Annotated in this window: 14 protein-coding genes; 7 read left to right on the plus strand and 7 right to left on the minus strand. The window is 34.1% G+C overall.

Features of this window, described 5'->3' with window-relative positions; translation table 11 throughout:
- The 3 genes from tnpA to secDF form a co-directional block, all read left to right on the plus strand.
- Positions 1–290: IS200/IS605 family transposase (gene tnpA / locus BM383_RS16530; protein WP_143106438.1), on the plus strand; the 290-nt coding region annotated here is incomplete at its 5' end.
- A gap of 128 nt (positions 291–418) precedes the next feature.
- Positions 419–1,042: a hypothetical protein gene (locus BM383_RS16535; RefSeq protein WP_093026263.1), complete on the plus strand. Its 624-nt coding sequence runs from the start codon at positions 419–421 to the stop codon at positions 1,040–1,042.
- Positions 1,043–1,167: 125 nt separating this feature from the next.
- Positions 1,168–4,146, plus strand: coding sequence for a protein translocase subunit SecDF (gene secDF, locus BM383_RS16540; protein ID WP_093026264.1), 2,979 nt, complete (start codon positions 1,168–1,170; stop codon positions 4,144–4,146).
- A 54-nt stretch (positions 4,147–4,200) separates the two neighbouring features.
- Here the strand turns inward: secDF and BM383_RS16545 are convergent, their stop codons facing one another.
- The gene (locus BM383_RS16545) at positions 4,201–4,608 is read right to left on the minus strand and encodes a VOC family protein (protein ID WP_093026265.1); all 408 of its coding nucleotides are present in this window, start codon (positions 4,606–4,608) and stop codon (positions 4,201–4,203) included.
- A 251-nt stretch (positions 4,609–4,859) separates the two neighbouring features.
- Between BM383_RS16545 and BM383_RS16550 the strand changes: the two genes are divergently transcribed.
- On the plus strand, positions 4,860–7,250 hold the full coding sequence (locus BM383_RS16550) for a glycoside hydrolase family 127 protein (protein WP_093026266.1): 2,391 nt from the start codon (positions 4,860–4,862) through the stop codon (positions 7,248–7,250).
- Between the two features lie 78 nt (positions 7,251–7,328).
- On the opposite strand, the gene BM383_RS16555 is transcribed toward BM383_RS16550, so the two are convergent.
- The 4 genes from BM383_RS16555 to BM383_RS16570 form a co-directional block, all read right to left on the minus strand.
- Positions 7,329–8,957, minus strand: a complete 1,629-nt coding sequence (locus BM383_RS16555; protein ID WP_093026267.1) for a M1 family metallopeptidase — start codon at positions 8,955–8,957, stop codon at positions 7,329–7,331.
- A gap of 41 nt (positions 8,958–8,998) precedes the next feature.
- The gene (locus BM383_RS16560) at positions 8,999–10,672 is read right to left on the minus strand and encodes an RluA family pseudouridine synthase (protein ID WP_093026320.1); all 1,674 of its coding nucleotides are present in this window, start codon (positions 10,670–10,672) and stop codon (positions 8,999–9,001) included.
- A gap of 55 nt (positions 10,673–10,727) precedes the next feature.
- Entirely contained in the window at positions 10,728–12,356 is a 1,629-nt protein-coding gene (locus BM383_RS16565) for an acyl-CoA carboxylase subunit beta (RefSeq protein ID WP_093026268.1), read from the minus strand.
- A 109-nt stretch (positions 12,357–12,465) separates the two neighbouring features.
- Positions 12,466–13,836, minus strand: coding sequence for a S1C family serine protease (locus BM383_RS16570; protein WP_177229154.1), 1,371 nt, complete (start codon positions 13,834–13,836; stop codon positions 12,466–12,468).
- Positions 13,837–14,271: 435 nt separating this feature from the next.
- Here BM383_RS16570 and BM383_RS16575 point away from each other — a divergent pair, with 435 nt between their 5' ends.
- The 3 genes from BM383_RS16575 to BM383_RS16585 all read left to right on the plus strand — a co-directional run bounded on the left by BM383_RS16575 (position 14,272) and on the right by BM383_RS16585 (position 17,506).
- Positions 14,272–14,448: a CAL67264 family membrane protein gene (locus BM383_RS16575; RefSeq protein WP_093026321.1), complete on the plus strand. Its 177-nt coding sequence runs from the start codon at positions 14,272–14,274 to the stop codon at positions 14,446–14,448.
- 45 nt (positions 14,449–14,493) lie between these two features.
- Positions 14,494–16,188 carry an energy-dependent translational throttle protein EttA gene (ettA, locus tag BM383_RS16580; protein WP_093026270.1) on the plus strand — a complete coding sequence of 565 codons (1,695 nt, stop codon included), beginning with the start codon at positions 14,494–14,496 and terminating at the stop codon, positions 16,186–16,188.
- A 142-nt stretch (positions 16,189–16,330) separates the two neighbouring features.
- A complete protein-coding gene (locus BM383_RS16585) occupies positions 16,331–17,506 on the plus strand; it encodes a C1 family peptidase (protein ID WP_093026271.1) in 1,176 nt (391 codons plus the stop codon).
- Positions 17,507–17,576: 70 nt separating this feature from the next.
- Here the strand turns inward: BM383_RS16585 and BM383_RS16590 are convergent, their stop codons facing one another.
- A complete protein-coding gene (locus BM383_RS16590) occupies positions 17,577–18,320 on the minus strand; it encodes an MBL fold metallo-hydrolase (RefSeq protein WP_093026272.1) in 744 nt (247 codons plus the stop codon).
- A 51-nt stretch (positions 18,321–18,371) separates the two neighbouring features.
- The gene (locus BM383_RS16595; RefSeq protein WP_093026273.1) at positions 18,372–18,959 is read right to left on the minus strand and encodes a YdeI/OmpD-associated family protein; all 588 of its coding nucleotides are present in this window, start codon (positions 18,957–18,959) and stop codon (positions 18,372–18,374) included.
- Between the last annotated feature and the right edge of the window lie 7 nt (positions 18,960–18,966).

Below are 18,966 nucleotides of genomic sequence, written 5' to 3' on the forward strand. Positions count from 1 at the left end.
GTTCAGACAAGAATCACGTTCATTTTCTGTTACAGAGTGTTCCAACCTACAGTCCAACAAAGATTGCCAGAACAATTAAAAGTATCACTGCCCGTGAAATTTTCTCTCAAGCTCCAGGTGTAAAAAGAGCATTATGGGGTGGAGCTTTTTGGGGAAGTGGCTTTTATATTAATACTGTGGGACGGCATAGCAATGAGCAAGTAATAGCTGCATATGTGAAAAACCAAGGTTCTGAAAAGGATTATCAAGTTTTGCATAGAAATAATGACATACAATTAAATCTATTCTAAACTAATGCCTCGGGGCTTGCCCCGAGGATTATTTACGTATTTTCTAAATCGGTTTTTTATTTTTTTAGAGTAATGGAAAATTCTAAAAATCACTAGTTTTCAATACTGATTTTTTTATATTTGGCCTCATGAAAACAAAATGGTATTTAGGAACGGTACTTGCTATTCTCGCAATATGGGGAATAGTTCATAATCGTACCTCTTTACCAAACCAAGAGATTTTGGTAAGTTTTCATAACAATCAAATTTCAGAAGAAGATAGCAAAGAGGCTATTGGATTTATAGAGAGGGAACTAGCATTTTTAGATGCCTCTAATATTCAAATTCAGAAAGGTGAGGGGAATCAGTTAAAAATTAGCTATTACAGTAGTTTAGATATTGTTTCCATTCAGAGTTTATTAGCTAAATCTACGCAATTACAATTATCAACGAAAGTTTCTGAAGTTGGTTTTTCGACTAGAACACATTCTAAGAAGCAAAATATTTTTGAACTTGCTGTCTATGAAATTCAAAAATCTTCAAGTCAAAATACAGATTCTTCACAAAAGGCAACCATCATATCAAAACAAGATTATGATAGATCTACAAATTCTCATTTAACGTTATTCTTTAGTGATTTTGTAAATAGTTTTTCAAGTATATACAAAGATTCTTCAAGACATCTTTTTTTTGAAATACAATCTGTTTCTATACAGAGATTATACGAAATACCAGAAGTAAGAGCAGGACCTTCTCCTTCTATTTTCGCATAACAACACAACGTTTGACTATGCAAGTCTTACACAAAAAATCATACAAAAATTTATAATTGTCAAATCTGTAGGGAAATTATATATTTGCCCGATCTACAAAAATTGACCAATAAAAAAATAGAATAATGCAAAACAAAGGACTTATTAAGTTATTTGCTCTTTTATTTGGTATCGTAAGTATTTATCAATTATCGTTTACTTACATCACTAGTCAAAAAGAGAAGGAAGCAGCAGCTTATGCAGAAAGTAAAATTCCTAGTTCAGAGGAAGATTACGTTGCAAAAAGAGAAACAGAAGAAGCTAGTTATTTAGATTCTTTAAAGAAAGAAGAAGTTTATCTAGGATATACCTTTAGCGAGGTTCAAGATAAACAATTGAACAAGGGGCTTGACCTTAAAGGAGGTATCAATGTAATTCTTCAAATATCTGTTAAAGATATTCTTAGAGGATTGGCAAATGATTCTCAAAATGTAACTTTTAACAAGGCACTTGTGGCTGCTGATAGTGTTTCTAAAAGTAGTGATGAGCCTTATTTAGATTTATTTTTCGACCAATTTGATCGTATTTCAAACGGACAAACAAAGTTGGCTTCTCCAGAGATTTTTTATAATAGATCTTTAGATGAAGACATTCAAATGGGAGAGGATGATAATGTAGTTAAAAATGTTCTTAGAACAAAAGTAAACGAGTCTATCACTTCTGCTTTTGAAGTATTACGTGAGCGTATTGATAAATTTGGTGTTACACAGCCAAACATTCAGCGTTTAGGAACTTCTGGAAGAATTTTGGTTGAATTGCCAGGAGCAAAGGATATTGAAAGAGCTAAGAAATTATTACAAAGTACAGCTCAATTAGAATTTTGGGAAACATATTCAAACCAAGATGTGATTCCATATTTGATTTCTGTAAACTCTAAGTTTCAAGAAATTGAAGAGGCTAAAAAAGCAACAACAGATACTACTTCTGTAGAAGAAGCAGGAGATGAGATTAATGATCTTTTAGCAAATACAGAAGAAGATTCATTACAGCAAAAAGCAAATCCATTATTTGAGAAATTGGGAATGTTCCAACAAAAATCAAATGTAATTGGAGTTACTTCGGTTAGAGATACAGCTGCTGTAAATAAATTATTGAACAGTAAAGAAGCGCAACGTTTAATTCCTTCAAATTTACAATTTGTAAGATTTGCTTGGAGTAAACCAGATACTGATACAGAGACTGTAAGTCTATACGCTTTAAAAGGAAATAGAAACAACAAGCCAGAAGTTGGTGGAGATGTTGTAGTAGACGCAAGTGATGATTTTGATCCAAATGGAAATCCTGAAGTGTCTATGAGAATGAACGGAGTAGGAGCAAAAGCATGGGAATCTTTAACAGGTAAGGTTTATGAAAACGGAACTGCAATTGCAATTGTTTTAGATAATACGGTTTATTCTGCACCAGGTGTAACTAGTGGACCAATTTCGGGAGGAGTTTCTTCTATTACAGGTCAGTTCACTATCAATGAAACTAAGGATTTAGCTAATATTTTAAGAGCTGGTAAATTACCTGCAAGAGCAAATATTATTCAATCAGAAGTTGTTGGGCCATCATTAGGTCAAGAAGCAATTAGCAATGGTTTTATGTCTTTCATGATTGCAATGGTAATTGTACTAGTATGGATGGTATTCTATTACGGTAAAGCCGGTATTTTCTCAGATATCGCTTTGATTTTCAACGTGCTTTTAATCTTTGGTGTGTTAGCAGGTTTAGGAGCTGTATTAACATTACCAGGTATTGCAGGTATCGTTTTAACTATTGGTATGGCGGTAGATGCAAACGTAATTATCTACGAGCGTATCAAGGAAGAAAGAGAAGCTGGAAAAGGGCTTTCGGAGGCTGTTAAAGATGGATTTAGTAATGCACTATCTTCAATTTTAGATGCGAACATTACCACAGGTTTAACGGCGATCATCTTATTAGTATTTGGTACAGGACCAATTCAAGGTTTTGCTACTACATTATTGATAGGTATTTTAACATCATTGTTTACTGCGATTTTCGTAACTAGAATTATGATTGAAGGTTACATTGGTAGTAACAAGCGTTCTTTAGATTTCTATACAGGTGCTACTAAAAACTTGTTTAGAAATATGAATGTAGATTTCTTAAGCAAGAGAAAAATTGCATACATTATTTCTGGAGTACTTATAGTTGTAGGTTTAATATCGTTATTTACCAAAGGATTAGATCAAGGTGTAGATTTCGTAGGTGGACGTACATACCAAATTAGATTTGAGCAACCTGTGAATGCTTCTGAAATTGCATCTGAATTGAAAGCTGTTTTCAATAGTGCAGAAGCAAAAACAATTGGTGACGATAGTCAAATTAAAGTAACTACTAAATATAAAGTAGACGAAGAAGGAACAGAAGTAGATGATGAAATTCAGCATAAATTGTTTGAATCTCTTCAAAAATATCTACCAGATGGAACTACTTACGAAGATTTCTCTTCACCAAATTCAGATAAGAAGATTGGAATTATGCAATCTATCAAAGTAGGACCAACCATTGCAGATGATATCAAGCAAAGTGCAATATGGGCGGTTTTAGGTTCATTAGCTGTAGTTTTCTTATATATCTTATTAAGATTCCAAAGATGGCAATTCTCTCTAGGTGCTGTAGCTGCAGTATTCCACGATGTATTGTTAGTATTAGGTGTTTTCTCTATTACCTATTCTTTCATGCCATTTAGTATGGAGGTTGACCAAGCATTCATTGCGGCTATCTTAACGGTAATTGGTTATTCCTTGAATGATACAGTAATTGTATTTGATAGAATTCGTGAAATTACATCCGAAAGAGGATGGAAAGGTGGTGAAAATGTGAACCAAGCTTTAAGTAGCACTTTGGGTAGAACATTGAACACCTCTTTAACTACATTGATTGTAATGATAGCTATCTTTATTTTTGGTGGTGATTCATTAAGAGGATTTATGTTTGCAATGATTGTTGGTATTGTTGTAGGTACATACTCTTCATTGTTCATTGCAACACCAATCATGTATGATACAATTGAAAATAAAGCAAAAAAGGCAAAAACTTCCGTTGAGCCTGAAGCTTAAAAGACAATTGATTATTTAAAAGAAAAGCCGCTATAAAGCGGCTTTTTTTATGTTTTAATTTAACTGATAGTTCAGCATCCAGTAGACACCGTATTTATCTTTACAGCGTGCATATAAAGCATTCCAGCTAGTTTTTTCTGGTTTTGTAATAGTTTGTCCTTCCGAAGTGAATTTATCGAATAGCGAAGTTAATTCTTCCTCAGATTCCAAAGCTACCGACATCTGCACTTGATTTCCTGAATTTAACGGAGTGTCTGGCGCAGCATCATATGCCATGATATGAATTCCTTTTCCTTTGAGCTCTGCGTGTTGTAGTTTATTACGGTAATCTTCAGGAATATCTATAGATGCATTTTCATAGGTCTGTTGGTTTACAATTTTTGCATTAAAGCAATCTCTGTAATACGATAGTGCTTCTTGGCATTCTCCTCTAAACGTTAGATATGGCTGTACTTGTTTCATAACTTAATTTTTTTTGTTTTTCTAAAGCTATGATTTATGAAATGGAAAGTGGGTTAAAATCTGGTTAAGCTCATTTTAAAGGTTGTTAATAATTAAGTGTAAAATTTACACATATTTTGTTTGAATTCATTTAGAAATATTCGAAATTGCCCTATCTTTAAGTCATGTTTAAAATAATTGACTCTAAAGTATGATTTTGGAATATTTTTAGTTTCATTTATCATAAATCAATAAAGCAAACTTCTAATCAAATGAGAAAAATACTTTTAGCTTCTATCGTTGTTTTATCAGTTCTAGCATGTGATAAGGCTTCAAAATCAGAAGCGGTTCCAGTTGATAATGGTGCTATCTCTTACTTTCAATTAGACCAAGTAAAACTTTTAAAGAGTCCTTTTAAAAATGCAGAGGAATTAGATATAAAATATCTTTTGGAATTAGAACCAGATAGATTATTAGCTCCGTTTTTGAGAGAGGCAGGTTTAGAACCTAAAGCCGAAAGTTATCCTAATTGGGAGAATACTGGTTTAGACGGTCACATAGGTGGACATTATGTTTCTGCTTTATCTCTCATGTATGCTTCCACTGGTAATTCTACTATCAAAGAACGTTTAGATTATATGTTAGCGGAACTAAAACGTTGTCAGGATGCAAATGGTAATGGTTACATTGGTGGTGTTCCTGGCGGAAGTGCCATGTGGAAAGAAATTAAAGAAGGAAATATTCGTGCCGGTGGATTCAGTTTAAACGATAAATGGGTTCCATTATATAATATCCACAAGACATATTCGGGGCTTCGAGATGCTTATCTATATACAGGAAGCCAGGAAGCTAAAGAAATGCTTATCAAGTTTACAGATTGGATGATAGCAATTGTTTCTGATCTTTCAGATGAACAAATTCAGGAATTATTGATTAGTGAACATGGCGGTTTAAATGAAGTTTTTGCAGATGTTGCTGCTATTACAGGAAGTGATAAATATCTGAAATTAGCAAAGCAATTCTCTCATAAAGAGATTTTAGATCCATTATTGAATCATGAAGATAAATTAACTGGTATGCACGCCAATACTCAAATTCCAAAAGTAATTGGGTTTGAACGTATCGCAGAAATAGATGGAGATACAGCTTGGTCTAATGCAGCTAACTATTTTTGGGATGATGTAGTGAATAAGCGATCTGTAGTTATTGGAGGAAATAGTGCGTATGAGCATTTTCACCCTACCAATGATTTTACAAAAATGATTATGGGTACGCAAGGTCCTGAAACTTGTAATACTTACAACATGTTAAAGCTAACTAAGATGTTGTATCAAGATCATGGAACCGAAAATTACATGGAGTATTATGAGCAGGCTTTGTACAATCATATTTTATCTACACAAGATCCTGAAACAGGTGGTTTGGTCTATTTTACACAAATGCGTCCAGGACATTACAGAGTGTATTCGCAGCCGCAAACCAGCTTTTGGTGTTGTGTAGGTTCAGGGATTGAAAATCACGCCAAATATGGTGAAATGATTTATGCACATACCGATAAGTCATTGATTGTAAATCTGTTTATTCCTTCTTCATTACAATGGAAAGATAAAGGGGTTACTTTGATACAGGAAAATTCATTTCCGCAGGAAGCAGCAACATATTTTACGGTGAATACTGATTCTGTAAGTGAATTCACACTAAGATTACGCAATCCAAAATGGACTCAAGGTAAAGCTTCAGTTACTGTAAACGGAGAAACTTTAGAAGATTTGGATACAACACAAGGATACATTGCTATTCACAGAAAATGGAATAATGGCGATAAAATAACTTTTGATTTACCAATGAATTTGAAAGCTGTACAAATGCCAGATGATTCCAATTATTTTGCATACATGTATGGTCCTATAGTTTTAGCCGCAAAAACGGGAACTGATCATTTAGATGGTTTGTTTGCAGATGCCAGTAGAGGAGGGCATATTGCTCATGGAGAAATTGTTCCATTGAACGAAATTCCAACAATTGTTTCAAAACCAAATGAGCTTACCTCAAAAGTTTCTAAGGTGAAAGACGAACCTTTACATTTTAAATTAGGAAGTCTTTTTCCAGAAGAAAAGTATACAGATAGCTTAGAGTTGATACCTTTTTATCAACTACACGAAGCTAGATACATGATTTATTTTCCACAGGCTACTCAAGAAGGTTTGAAGGAAATGCAAGAAAAATTAGAAGCTCAAGAAGCTGCTGAACGTATTTTAGAAGAAAAATCAGAAGATGTTGTGCTTTCAGGAGAACAGCAACCAGAGTCAGATCATTTTATAAAACAAGATGGAACTTGGACAGGATATGATTACGAACAACATTTTAGAGAAGGTTCTGGGTGGTTTAGTTATCAGATGAAAAATACAGCTAAAAAAGGTAAGTATGTATATGTTCAATATTTAGATGTAGATAAATTAAGAGCGTGTGATATTTTTATAAATGGAAAAAAATTAGAGCATATAACTTCTAACGGAGATGATGGTAAAACCTTAAAAACCATAACCGTTGAAATTCCCGATAGTTTAAAAGATAGCAAAGAATTTACTGTAAAGATTACAGCAGCGAATAATTTATGGATGCCAAAAATTGTTCAAGTAAGAGTCCTTAATACCAGGTTATAGGTATAATTTGTTTGTTTTAAAATGAAAAGGTTAGCCATTTGGCTAACCTTTTTTATTATTAGAAAGTAGAAAAATTAGTTATAGTTTTTCTACTTTAATGTAGTTCATAGAAGTGTTTACTTTTATAGCATCTAAATCAGCTTTTTTAAGTTTTTGCCAATCATTGGTAGCATTTATTCTTAGCTGGTTATTATTTATTTTAATGTCAATTGGCATTTCAAAATTTGACACATCTGTTTTCCAACGATACAATACGCTTTTTCCATCTTTTTTCAGTTCCAGAACAGGAATGGTAGTATATCTTAAATATTGATCAAAGATTGGCTTTAGATTTAAATTAGTTTCTGCTTCAAAGAAATCTACTACATCTTTTGTTTCTATTTGTTGATGCTTGAAATGTAATGAATAATCTTTCAGCAGTTTCCACCATTTATCATCATCATTTACCACATGTCTAAGCGTATTTAGCATGTTGGCACCTTTGAAATACATGTCTCCACTTCCTTCTTTATTTACGCCATAATCTCCTATGATTGGAGCATTATTTCTAATGTTTCTACGAAGTCCGTACACATATTTCATTGCATCTTCATAACCCCATTCACATTCTGTATAAACAACTTCAGTATACGTAGTGAAGGCTTCATGAATCCACATATCAGCAATATCTTTGGAGGTAATACTGTTGCCAAACCATTCATGACCCGTTTCATGAATAATGATATAATCCCATTTAAGTCCGGGACCATTTCCGGAAAGGTCGGTACCCAAATATCCTTTCATGTATTTGTTTCCGTAAGCTACCGCACTTTGATGTTCCATACCCAAAAACGGAGTTTCAACCAATTTATAGCTATCTTCTTTAAAAGGATATTCCCCAAAATGCTCCTGAAAACAATCCATCATTGGTTCCACTTCTTTAAACTGAATTTTCGCTTTTTCAAGATTTTCTCTTAAAACATAAAAGTCTGTATCCAAGCCCTTGTAATTTTCTCCAAAATGTACATAGTCACCAATATTAAGTGAAACATCGTAAGAGTTTATAGGATTGATTACTTTCCAATGCCATTTGGTATAGCCGTCTCCAAGGTCTTCCGAACCTTGTAAACGTCCGTTTGAAACGTCCATAATACCATTCGGCACCGAAACTAAAATATCCATTCCATGATCTGGCTCATCAGATTGATGATCTTTCACAGGCCACCAAACACTAGCTCCCAACCCTTGGCAAGCAGTAGCAATCCATGGTTGGCCGCTTTCACTAGTTTTGTATACAAAACCTCCATCCCAAGGAGCATTTTTAGCAACTTTTGGATTACCTGAATAGTAAAACTGAATTTCTTCTGAGGTGTTTTCTTTTAATGGATTTGAAAAGTCGATAAAAACAGCATTGAACTCTCTGCGATATGGCAACGTTTTTCCTTTATAAACAATAGAATCAACTTGCAAGTTTTCAAATAAATCAATTTGAATAGTTTCTAAGTCTTCTTGTGGAATGAATTTAATAGTGTTTGAGCCGCTTATGTATTGTTTTTCCGGCTCTACTTTAACATCTAAAGTGTAGTGTTGCACATCAAAATTACGCTCTTTACGTAACGAACCTCTTAAAGTATCGGCTTTGGTATAGGTTGGTTTTTCTTTTAAAAGTTGAGCATTTAATGCAGCCGAACTAATTAAAAATAGGCTGATAAAAAGTAGTTTTTTCATTCCTTGAAGATTGATATTAAGGTATAATTACAAATATAACATTAAAATGGAGCTTTTTGAATCAGCGTGATTTCTTCTCTGCTAACTGGATGTTGAAACGTGATTTCTTCGGCATGTAAATGTAATCTATTAGCTTTGGTTCCGTATAAATCATCTCCAACAATAGCGCAATTGAGTCCGTTAACGTGCGCGGAGTGCACTCGTAATTGATGTGTTCTTCCTGTAATAGGAAAAAAGTGAATGCGAGTTTGGTTTTCAGTTTTCGAAACTACTTTAAACTTTGTTTTGGCAGGTTTTCCGTGTTCGTAGCAAACTAATTGCATCGGTCTGTTATCAAGATCTACGCGCAGAGGTAATTCAATAATCCCTTTTTCTTGCGTAATTTTTCCGTTCAGCAGCGCCACATATCGCTTTTTAATAGAACGCTTAATGAATTGCGACTGTAAGTTTTTATAAACCGATTCATTTTTTGCGAGTAACATAATTCCTGAAGTCGACATATCTAAACGATGTACTATGAGTGGTCCGGTAGCCTCTGGATAGCGTTCTTTGATAAAAGTATAAACGGATTCTTTAATTGTTTTTCCAGGAACTGAAAGCATTTCTTCCGGTTTGTTCACAGCGAGCATGTATTCGTCCTCAAAAATAATTTCTAAAGGAGCCGTTTTTACAGCCTCTTGAATAGGATTTTTAGCTACTTGAATTCCTTCCAACATATGTCCCAAAATAGGTTCACACTTGCTACGACACGATGGATAGAATTGTTGGTGTTTGCGCACTTCTGATTTTGGAGAAGCTCCCCACCAAAACTCAGCCATGGCAATCGGTTTTAAGTTGTGTTGATAGGCGTATTGTAACAATTTTGGAGCTGCACATTCACCAGCAGCTGCAGGCGGATTGTTATCAAAAATTTCACCTACACTTTTTGTGTTTCCATTTGCATTTAAAAAAGTGTACTTATCAAATAAACGTTGTTGTAAAGCCGCAGATTTTTCTTTTCTCTCTTGTTTTATTCTTAAGATTTCGTTGTCAAAAACAGTCAACTTTTCACGTACTGTTTTTAAAGTTAATCGCCAATAGGTTTCCATTTTTTTGAGTAGAATTTTCTCTTGTCGGCTTTCTTCATCTAATTGAAGGTTGAACTTTTGAAATTCTGTTTCGTTTAAAGAAAGTTTGGCTTCTTTTCGTTTATGATCGCGTTCCTTTTTTAAGGTTTTGATACGCTTTTTTTGTTTCGAAATATCTTCAGTTGCTTCAATTTCAAGTTTAGCTACTTCTGATTTAGCCTCTAAATAGGCTGAAGAATTTTCGATAGCTTCCAAATCACTATTCAGAGCATTCACAATTTCTTCTTCCTGCTTGAAAAATCCATCTTTCTGTAACATATCAAACACAGGAGGAACAAAATACGAATGCAAATTTTCATCAGCCAACTTTCCAGAAAATGCAGCTAGAAATCCGATTTCATTTTCTGCATTTTCAACTACTAAAACACCAAACATTTTACCAATTACCAATCCTTTTTGAGTAGCATTTAATCCAAAATTGTGTTCAAAATCAGTTTGATTTTCTAAGTATTTCTGAACCTGATTTGACGCTAAAACACTTAATGGGTGTGGACTGTAATAGAATGGAAAAGTAAATTCGTTTGGTAACGAAATTTGACTAATATCTTCTTGAAATGTGTGAAAATGTGTGGGTTGAATTTTAGACATAAAAAACGCTCCATGATTTTGGAGCGTTAAAAGTACAATATAAGTTTGAGATGCTTTAAACTTGAATAACACCTAAGTTGAATTTTTTCTCAATTGGCGCTTGATTAGCTGCCTCAATTCCCATAGAAATCCATGTTCGGGTTTTTAACGGATCTATAATGGCGTCTGTCCATAAACGTGCCGCAGCGTAATACGGAGAAACTTGCTCATCATATTTCGATTTGATTTTCTTAAAAAGTTCCGCTTCTTTTTCTGGAGTAATGTTTTCTCCTTTTTTCTTTAAGGAAGCAGTTTCAATCTGCAATAATACTTTAGCAGCTGAGTTACCACTCATCACGGCTAATTCAGCACTTGGCCAAGCCAACATAAAACGTGGATCATAAGCTTTTCCGCACATAGCGTAATTTCCTGCACCATAGGAATTTCCAATAACAACTGTAAATTTTGGAACTACCGAATTGGCAACAGCATTTACCATTTTGGCACCGTCTTTAATGATACCACCATGTTCACTTTTGCTGCCCACCATAAATCCGGTTACGTCTTGTAAAAATACTAACGGAATTTTTTTCTGATTGCAATTGGCAATAAAACGGGTGGCTTTGTCGGCAGAATCGGAGTAAATAACGCCCCCAAACTGCATTTCTCCTTTTTTAGTTTTCACCACTTTTCGCTGATTGGCCACAATTCCAACAGCCCAACCGTCAATTCGAGCATAGGCTGTAATAATGGTTTTTCCGTAATCAGCTTTGTATTCTTCAAACTCAGAATCGTCTACCAATCGTTTGATGATCTCTTTCATATCGTATTGATCAGCCCTTGATTTTGGTAGAATTCCGTAAATATCTTCTTGTTTTTCTTTGGGTTGTAAAGCTTCAATTCGGTTAAATCCGGCATCTTCAGCCTTTCCAATTTTATCAATAATATTTTTAATGGTATCTAGCGCATCTTTATCATCTTCCGCTTTGTAATCGGTAACTCCTGAAATTTCGCAATGAGTTGTAGCACCACCCAAGGTTTCGTTATCAATGCTTTCTCCAATGGCAGCTTTCACCAAATAACTTCCCGCAAGGAAAATACTTCCGGTTTTATTCACAATTAAGGCTTCGTCACTCATGATAGGTAAGTAAGCACCTCCGGCCACGCAACTGCCCATAACGGCCGCAATTTGCGTAATGCCCATGCTGCTCATTTGTGCATTATTTCTGAAAATACGACCAAAGTGTTCTTTATCCGGGAAAATTTCATCTTGCATTGGTAAGTAAACGCCAGCACTGTCTACCAAATAGATAATTGGTAAATGGTTTTCCATGGCAATTTCCTGTGCTCGTAAATTCTTTTTTCCAGTAATAGGAAACCAGGCTCCTGCTTTTACGGTAGCATCATTGGCTACAACAATAACTTGTTTGCCTTTTACATAGCCAATTTTTACCACAACACCGCCAGAAGGGCAACCGCCGTGTTCTGCATACATATTCTCACCCGCAAATGCGCCGATTTCTATACTTTCGGAATTTTCATCTAACAAATAATCAATGCGTTCTCTAGCGGAAAGTTTTCCTTGTGCATGTAGTTTTTCGATGCGTTTTTCACCACCACCTTTATATATTTTAGCTAGTTTTTGGCGAAGGGTAGAAGCAAGCAGTTTATTGTGATCTTCGTTTATATTGAAGTTGATGTCCATCTTAATTTATAATTTTATGGAAAAATACTAAACTTTGCTTACAGTTCCATAAAAAAAGGCTACACATAATTTATGTGTAGCCTTTATTGCATAAGAATATTTATGATAATTAATCTTGCTCTATAGAAAGGGCTTCTTTGATGATCTCTACAGGTATAGCGAATCCAATACCTTCAACACCAACTCCAAGAAGTTTTGCATTGACAACACCTAGTAATTCACCGCTTTTAGAAATTAAAGGTCCGCCACTATTACCAGAATTAATACTAGCATCAGTTTGAATGTATGAAAGTTCTTCTTCTTCTTTAACTCGAATACCTGAAATGATTCCTTTACTGATTGATTGACCTAATTCAATAGAGTTTGGTGTACCTACGGCAAAGATTTCATCTCCAATTTCATAATTTTTTTGACTAGAAATAGTGAATGAATTTTCAAAAACATGGTTTTCATCATCAACTTTTAGTAAAGCTAAGTCATATTTAGGATTTGTTCTTAGAACCGAAACAGAAAGTTCTTTACCATTGTTTGTGATAGCTTGAAGAGAGTCCGCGGTGGCGATAACATGTAAGTTTGTAACAATGTAGCCCTTATCACCTATTATAAGACCACTACCATGTCCTAGATTTGACTTGATAGTAACAGTTGAGCTCATCGCTGTTTTGATATCAGTAGGTGTAGTTGAGTTTTTAATAACTATTTGTTCAAGTTCTATTTCTTCTCCAACATTATTTTTATCAATAAGTTTGTCTACGGCCTCATTTCCCATAAATTTCAAAAATGAAGAACTAATAGCATCTTGTAAACATTTTTTAATCTGCTCTTCATCTTTTGAAAACTTGAAGTCACCAGATGCTCCTTCAATAGATTCTGTGTATTCAGGTCTTCCATAAAAATCGGTAATTTCCCATTCAATTGCAACCTGTGAAGTTAAAAATCTTTTTGTACCTCTACATGCTTTATCATAAATATTATTGAATTCTATTTTTTTGATTGTAGCATTGATATATTTGGTATTCGTTCTATCTTTTATAATTGTTTTAGTAGTGTCTATATAGTTGTATTTATATAAGATTTCATTCAAAGAGCTTGTGAATACAGTATTGTCATATTCTAATTTTTCATTGTTTCCAGTGATATCTTTAAATTTATCTTTTCCCTTAGTATATTGTCTGTTTTTAATGATTTTAACCTTAAAATCATCTTCGTCAATATCAAAAGAAGTAGATTCGATGAAAACATATTTTTGTTCATCATTTCTTTTACTAATTTTTTGAGGAATTTTATTATTATAAACATCTTTTTTGTAGTTCCAAGATTTAGGACCAAAGTCTGTCAATGGAGGGTAGAATAGTAGTCCAAAAGGAACCCAACTCATTATGTATAAAGGAGATTTAGGTTTTTGGTAATGAATCAAATATGTATCTTTAAATCCTTCTTGTTCAATTTTAATTTGTTTTACCCAAGTATCTCTCTTCATTTTGGTAACAACATTTTTACCTTCTCCTTGAAGTTCATCGTTCACGTAAACTTTTGCATTAGAATTGTTGGTATGTACAGTAACTTTTTGGTACTTACCATTTAATACCGAAGCGCAACTTGTAATACAGATTGCCGCGCATGATATAGCTATCAACTTGATAGTAGTTTTCATCATTAGTTTAGATTAGGTTAGTTTAAATTTTTCTTAAAATTAAGTTAACAAATCTAACTCTTTTAAGATAAAAAGCAAACTTAATTTTTGAAGATTGAAAAAATGTTATATTACAATTAGCAAATAAATTTTTTAAAATTGCGATATTTGCAATTATGAATTGTAAAGAATTGCTGTTCTTTGGCATTTTCATACAACGTTGGTAGAAAACGAATTCTAGTTTTTTGCCGTAGTCATGAACCCTTAATTTAATTTAAAATGATGAATAAGAATACGGTACTTTCATATGCCACAATTATTATGATTATAGTAGGTTTACTTCTAATTGGCTTAGGAGCTTTTAGATATGACCATGTAGCGGGTTGGGGGTTTGCATCTGTAGGTATTGGTTTTTTTGCAATCGCTTGGGTATTTAATGCATTGAAAGGTCGCGTATAATTTTTTTTGATTTTCTTTAATTTCTACTAATTTTTTAAAGTAACTATGTCAGACGATAAAAAAGTTATTTTTTCCATGAATAAGGTAAGTAAAACTTACCAAAGCACAGGAAAACAAGTATTAAAAGATATTTATTTAAGTTTCTTTTACGGAGCAAAAATTGGTATTCTAGGACTTAACGGTTCCGGTAAATCAACCTTGTTGAAAATCATTGCTGGTGAAGAAAAGAATTTTCAGGGCGATGTTGTTTTTGCACAAGGATATTCAGTTGGTTACTTAGAGCAAGAACCAAAGCTTGATGAAGAAAAAACGGTTATTGAAATTGTAAAAGAAGGTGTTGCCGAAATTGTTGAAGTTTTAGAAGAATACAACAAAATCAACGACATGTTTGGTTTGGAAGAAGTTTACTCAAATCCAGATAAAATGGATGATTTAATGGCAAAACAAGCCGAATTACAAGATAAAATTGATGCTACTAATGCTTGGGAATTAGACACCAAGTTAGAAATTGCCATGGATGCTTTGCGTACTCCAGACCCGGATACTCCAATTAAAGTATTATCTGGTGGTGAAAGAAGACGTGTAGCATTGTGTAGATTGTTACTAAAACAACCAGATGTATTGTTGTTAGATGAGCCTACCAACCACTTAGATGCAGAATCTGTATTGTGGTTAGAGCAACACTTACAACAATATAACGGAACCGTAATTGCTGTAACACACGACCGTTATTTCTTAGATAACGTAGCGGGTTGGATTTTAGAGTTAGACAGAGGAGAAGGAATTCCTTGGAAAGGAAACTATTCTTCTTGGTTAGATCAAAAATCGAAACGTTTGGCACAAGAGCAAAAACAAGCTTCTAAACGTCAGAAAACATTAGAACGAGAGTTAGAATGGGTTAAAATGGCTCCAAAAGGTCGCCAGGCAAAACAAAAAGCCCGTTTGAAGAACTACGATAAATTAATGAACGAAGACCAAAAACAACTGGATGAGAAATTAGAAATCTACATCCCGAATGGTCCGCGTTTAGGTACCAATGTAATTGACGCCAAAGGTGTTTCAAAAGCATTTGGTGATAAATTATTATACGAAGATTTAAGTTTCAATCTTCCACAAGCGGGAATCGTAGGTATTATTGGTCCAAACGGTGCTGGTAAAACTACCATTTTTAGAATGATCATGGGCGAAGAAACTCCGGATAAAGGAGAGTTTACCGTAGGTGAAACTGCTAAAATTGCTTATGTAGATCAGTCGCACAAAGACATCGATCCTGAAAAGTCTATTTGGGAAAACTTCTGTGACGGTCAGGAATTGATTATGATGGGCGGTCGTCAGGTGAATTCAAGAGCATATTTAAGTCGTTTTAACTTCTCAGGAAGCGAGCAAAATAAAAAGGTTTCTTCGTTATCTGGTGGTGAGCGTAACCGCTTGCATTTGGCTATGACGCTTCGTGAAGAAGGAAATGTTTTGTTACTCGATGAGCCTACCAATGATTTGGATGTAAATACATTGAGAGCTTTAGAAGAAGGTTTGGAAAACTTCGCAGGTTGTGCAGTAGTGATTTCTCACGACCGTTGGTTCTTAGACAGAATTTGTACGCACATTTTAGCTTTCGAAGGTGATTCACAAGTATATTTCTTTGAAGGTAGTTTCTCTGAATACGAAGAAAACAAACGTAAGCGTTTAGGTGGCGATGTAACTCCAAAACGTATCAAATACAAAAAATTAATTAGAGATTAGTTCTGTAATTAAATACATAATAAAAGTGATGGTTTTTTAGTAAAATCATCACTTTTTTGTTTTGTGAAATACAATTCTATGAAATGCTATTAATTTAGCTGAATATTAATTAATTTAGGCGTTTTTAAAACCAATTATTATAATGAAGAATAAATTAATCATGTTGGCAATTGCGTCTGCAACTACTTTTGCAACGTATGCGCAAGACGATCTTGTGAAGTCTTTAGAGGGCAACAAGAGTATGGAGGCTAAAGAAGGATTTCAGTTTACAACAATCATCGATTTAGAAAATACATCTGTTAAAAATCAGGGAAGTAGTGGTACATGTTGGAGTTATTCTGGAAACTCTTTTTTAGAGTCTGAAATGATTCGCGAAGGAAAAGAACCTGTAGATATTTCAGAAATCTATACAGCACGTTGTGTATATATAGAAAAAGCCATCAACTATGTACGTATGCACGGAAGCTTGAACTATGGTGATGGTGGTGCATTGCACGATGTAGTGAATATCTATAAAAAGTACGGAGCTTTACCACAGGAAGTATATACTGGATTAAACTACGGTACTGATTACAACCGTTTTGGTGAAATGCAATCTATGTTGAAAGGAATGTTAGATGCAGTAATTGAAAACAAAAACAAAAAATTAACTCCAAACTGGATCAAAGCGTTTACAGCGGCTTTGGATAGTTATTTAGGAGAAGTTCCAGAAAGTTTTGAATACAAAGGAAAAACATACACTCCGCAAACTTTTGCTAAAGAAGTAGTTGGTTTAGATGCTGATGATTACATCGAAATCTCTTCATTACCTAATGAACCAATGTATGAAAAGGTATTTTTACCAGTGCCAGATAACTGGAGTTTTGACTATGTGTACAATGTACAAATGAGAGATCTTACGGCAACGATTGACAATGCTTTGAAAGAAGGATATACTGTTGGTTGGGCTACCGACGTTAGTGAAAAGTACTTTAGCTGGAAAAATGGTGTAGCGTATGTACCTGCAGTAGATTATGCATATATGTCTCCTGAGGAAAGAGCATCTATTTTTAATGGACCGCAAGCAGAATTGGAAATTACTCCAGAAATGCGTCAGGAAGCTTTTGATAACTACACAACTACAGATGACCACGGAATGCAGATTGTTGGTTTAGCAAAAGATCAAAACGGAAAAGAGTATTACAAAGTGAAAAATTCTTGGGGAGAAACAAATGATTACCAAGGATATTTATATGTTACTAAGAGTTTTGTTCAATACAAAACCACTGCTATTTTGGTAAACAAAAATGCAGTTCCTAAGAAAATAATGAAAGGTTAATTCATCTTTTTCAGATCAATAAAAAATCCGCTTTAAAAGCGGATTTTTTATTTTATAAATGCATGATATTTTACTTTTCAGGATACCAATTCAATATTCTCACGTCAATGTCTTCATTTTCTTCTGTAACCATACTACTGAATTTTTTCACATCGCTTTTTCCATTTTTGCCTCTAAAATGATACGGGTAAACTATGCCGGGTTTGAAATCTAAAACAGCATCGGCAGCACTGTCTATCGTCATTGTATACGGAAGATTCATACATACAAATGCAATATCTATATTATGAAGATTTCGCATTTCAGGAATATCTTCAGTATCGCCACTAATGTATATTTTTTTGTTTGCTAGTTTTAGAACATAACCATTTCCACGTCCTTTGGTGTGAAAACTTTTAGCCTCTTCACGAAGATTATACATAGGAATTGCTTCAATCTTAACACCGGAAACTTCTACTTTTTCATCATTATTTACAATTTGAATTTTAGATTGAAGATTTTCGGGTAGTGCTTCCGCAACGGCTTTTGGTGCAATAATAATTGATTTGCTTAAATGAAGTGCATTTAGCGTTTCAGCATTCATGTGATCTCCATGAATATCGGTTAATAAAACAATATCTGGAGTGCCATGCGTATTAAATATTTCCTCATGTCCAACGGGATCTACAAAAATACGTTTGTATTTTGTTTCTAGTATTAAGGAAGCATGTTCTACTGGTGTAATGGTAATTTCGTCTACAGATTCAGACATTTGGCCAAAACTAAAAGTAGTAATAAACGTGCAGATTAATAGAGCTTTTATTTGCGTATACATAGATTTGATTTTTCTTAAATGTACCGCAAAAAAGATTACAAGACCAATAGTTTAACAATTCTTGTACTTATCGTGTAAACCTTTGCCTTCAAGAATCATAGGTGATATTTTTTCCAAACGACTTAGTTTTGTAGCGGCTCTTTTGGCTTCCGTAATATAATCAGCGTATTCTCTTTGTTTGCCTGGAGTAAGTTTGTAGAACGCAGCTTCTAGGGTAGTATCTTCTTTGAAAAGCGCTTGTAATTCCGGTCCTAAAACAAGTGTTTTATTGGTGTTGGCTTTTATTTCAAGTCCTTTTTTCTGATTGTCAATAGCCTGTTGCACATACTTTAAAATGAGTTTTTCGTCAATTTCAGATTCAGATTCGAAACGCCATTGACGTAAGGCTTTGGTTTTTCCTTCTTGAGCATTGTAAAGCAAATTAGCAGTATCGTTGAGCAAGGCTCCCTGGAAAAACCACAATCCGCAATAACTTTTAAAAGCTCCAATTCCTACTACATTTTTGTTGTCTAAAGTGTAAGTGGATGCGCCCCATTTAATGGTTTCTGTTAATTCAGTTGTTAACAGAATTGCGCGAAGTTTTTCAAGCTCTTTTTTCCAGCGATCGTGTTTTTCCAGATATGCACTTACTTGATCCATATAGATT

Source organism: Pustulibacterium marinum (assembly GCF_900116665.1).
Lineage (GTDB): Bacteria > Bacteroidota > Bacteroidia > Flavobacteriales > Flavobacteriaceae > Pustulibacterium > Pustulibacterium marinum.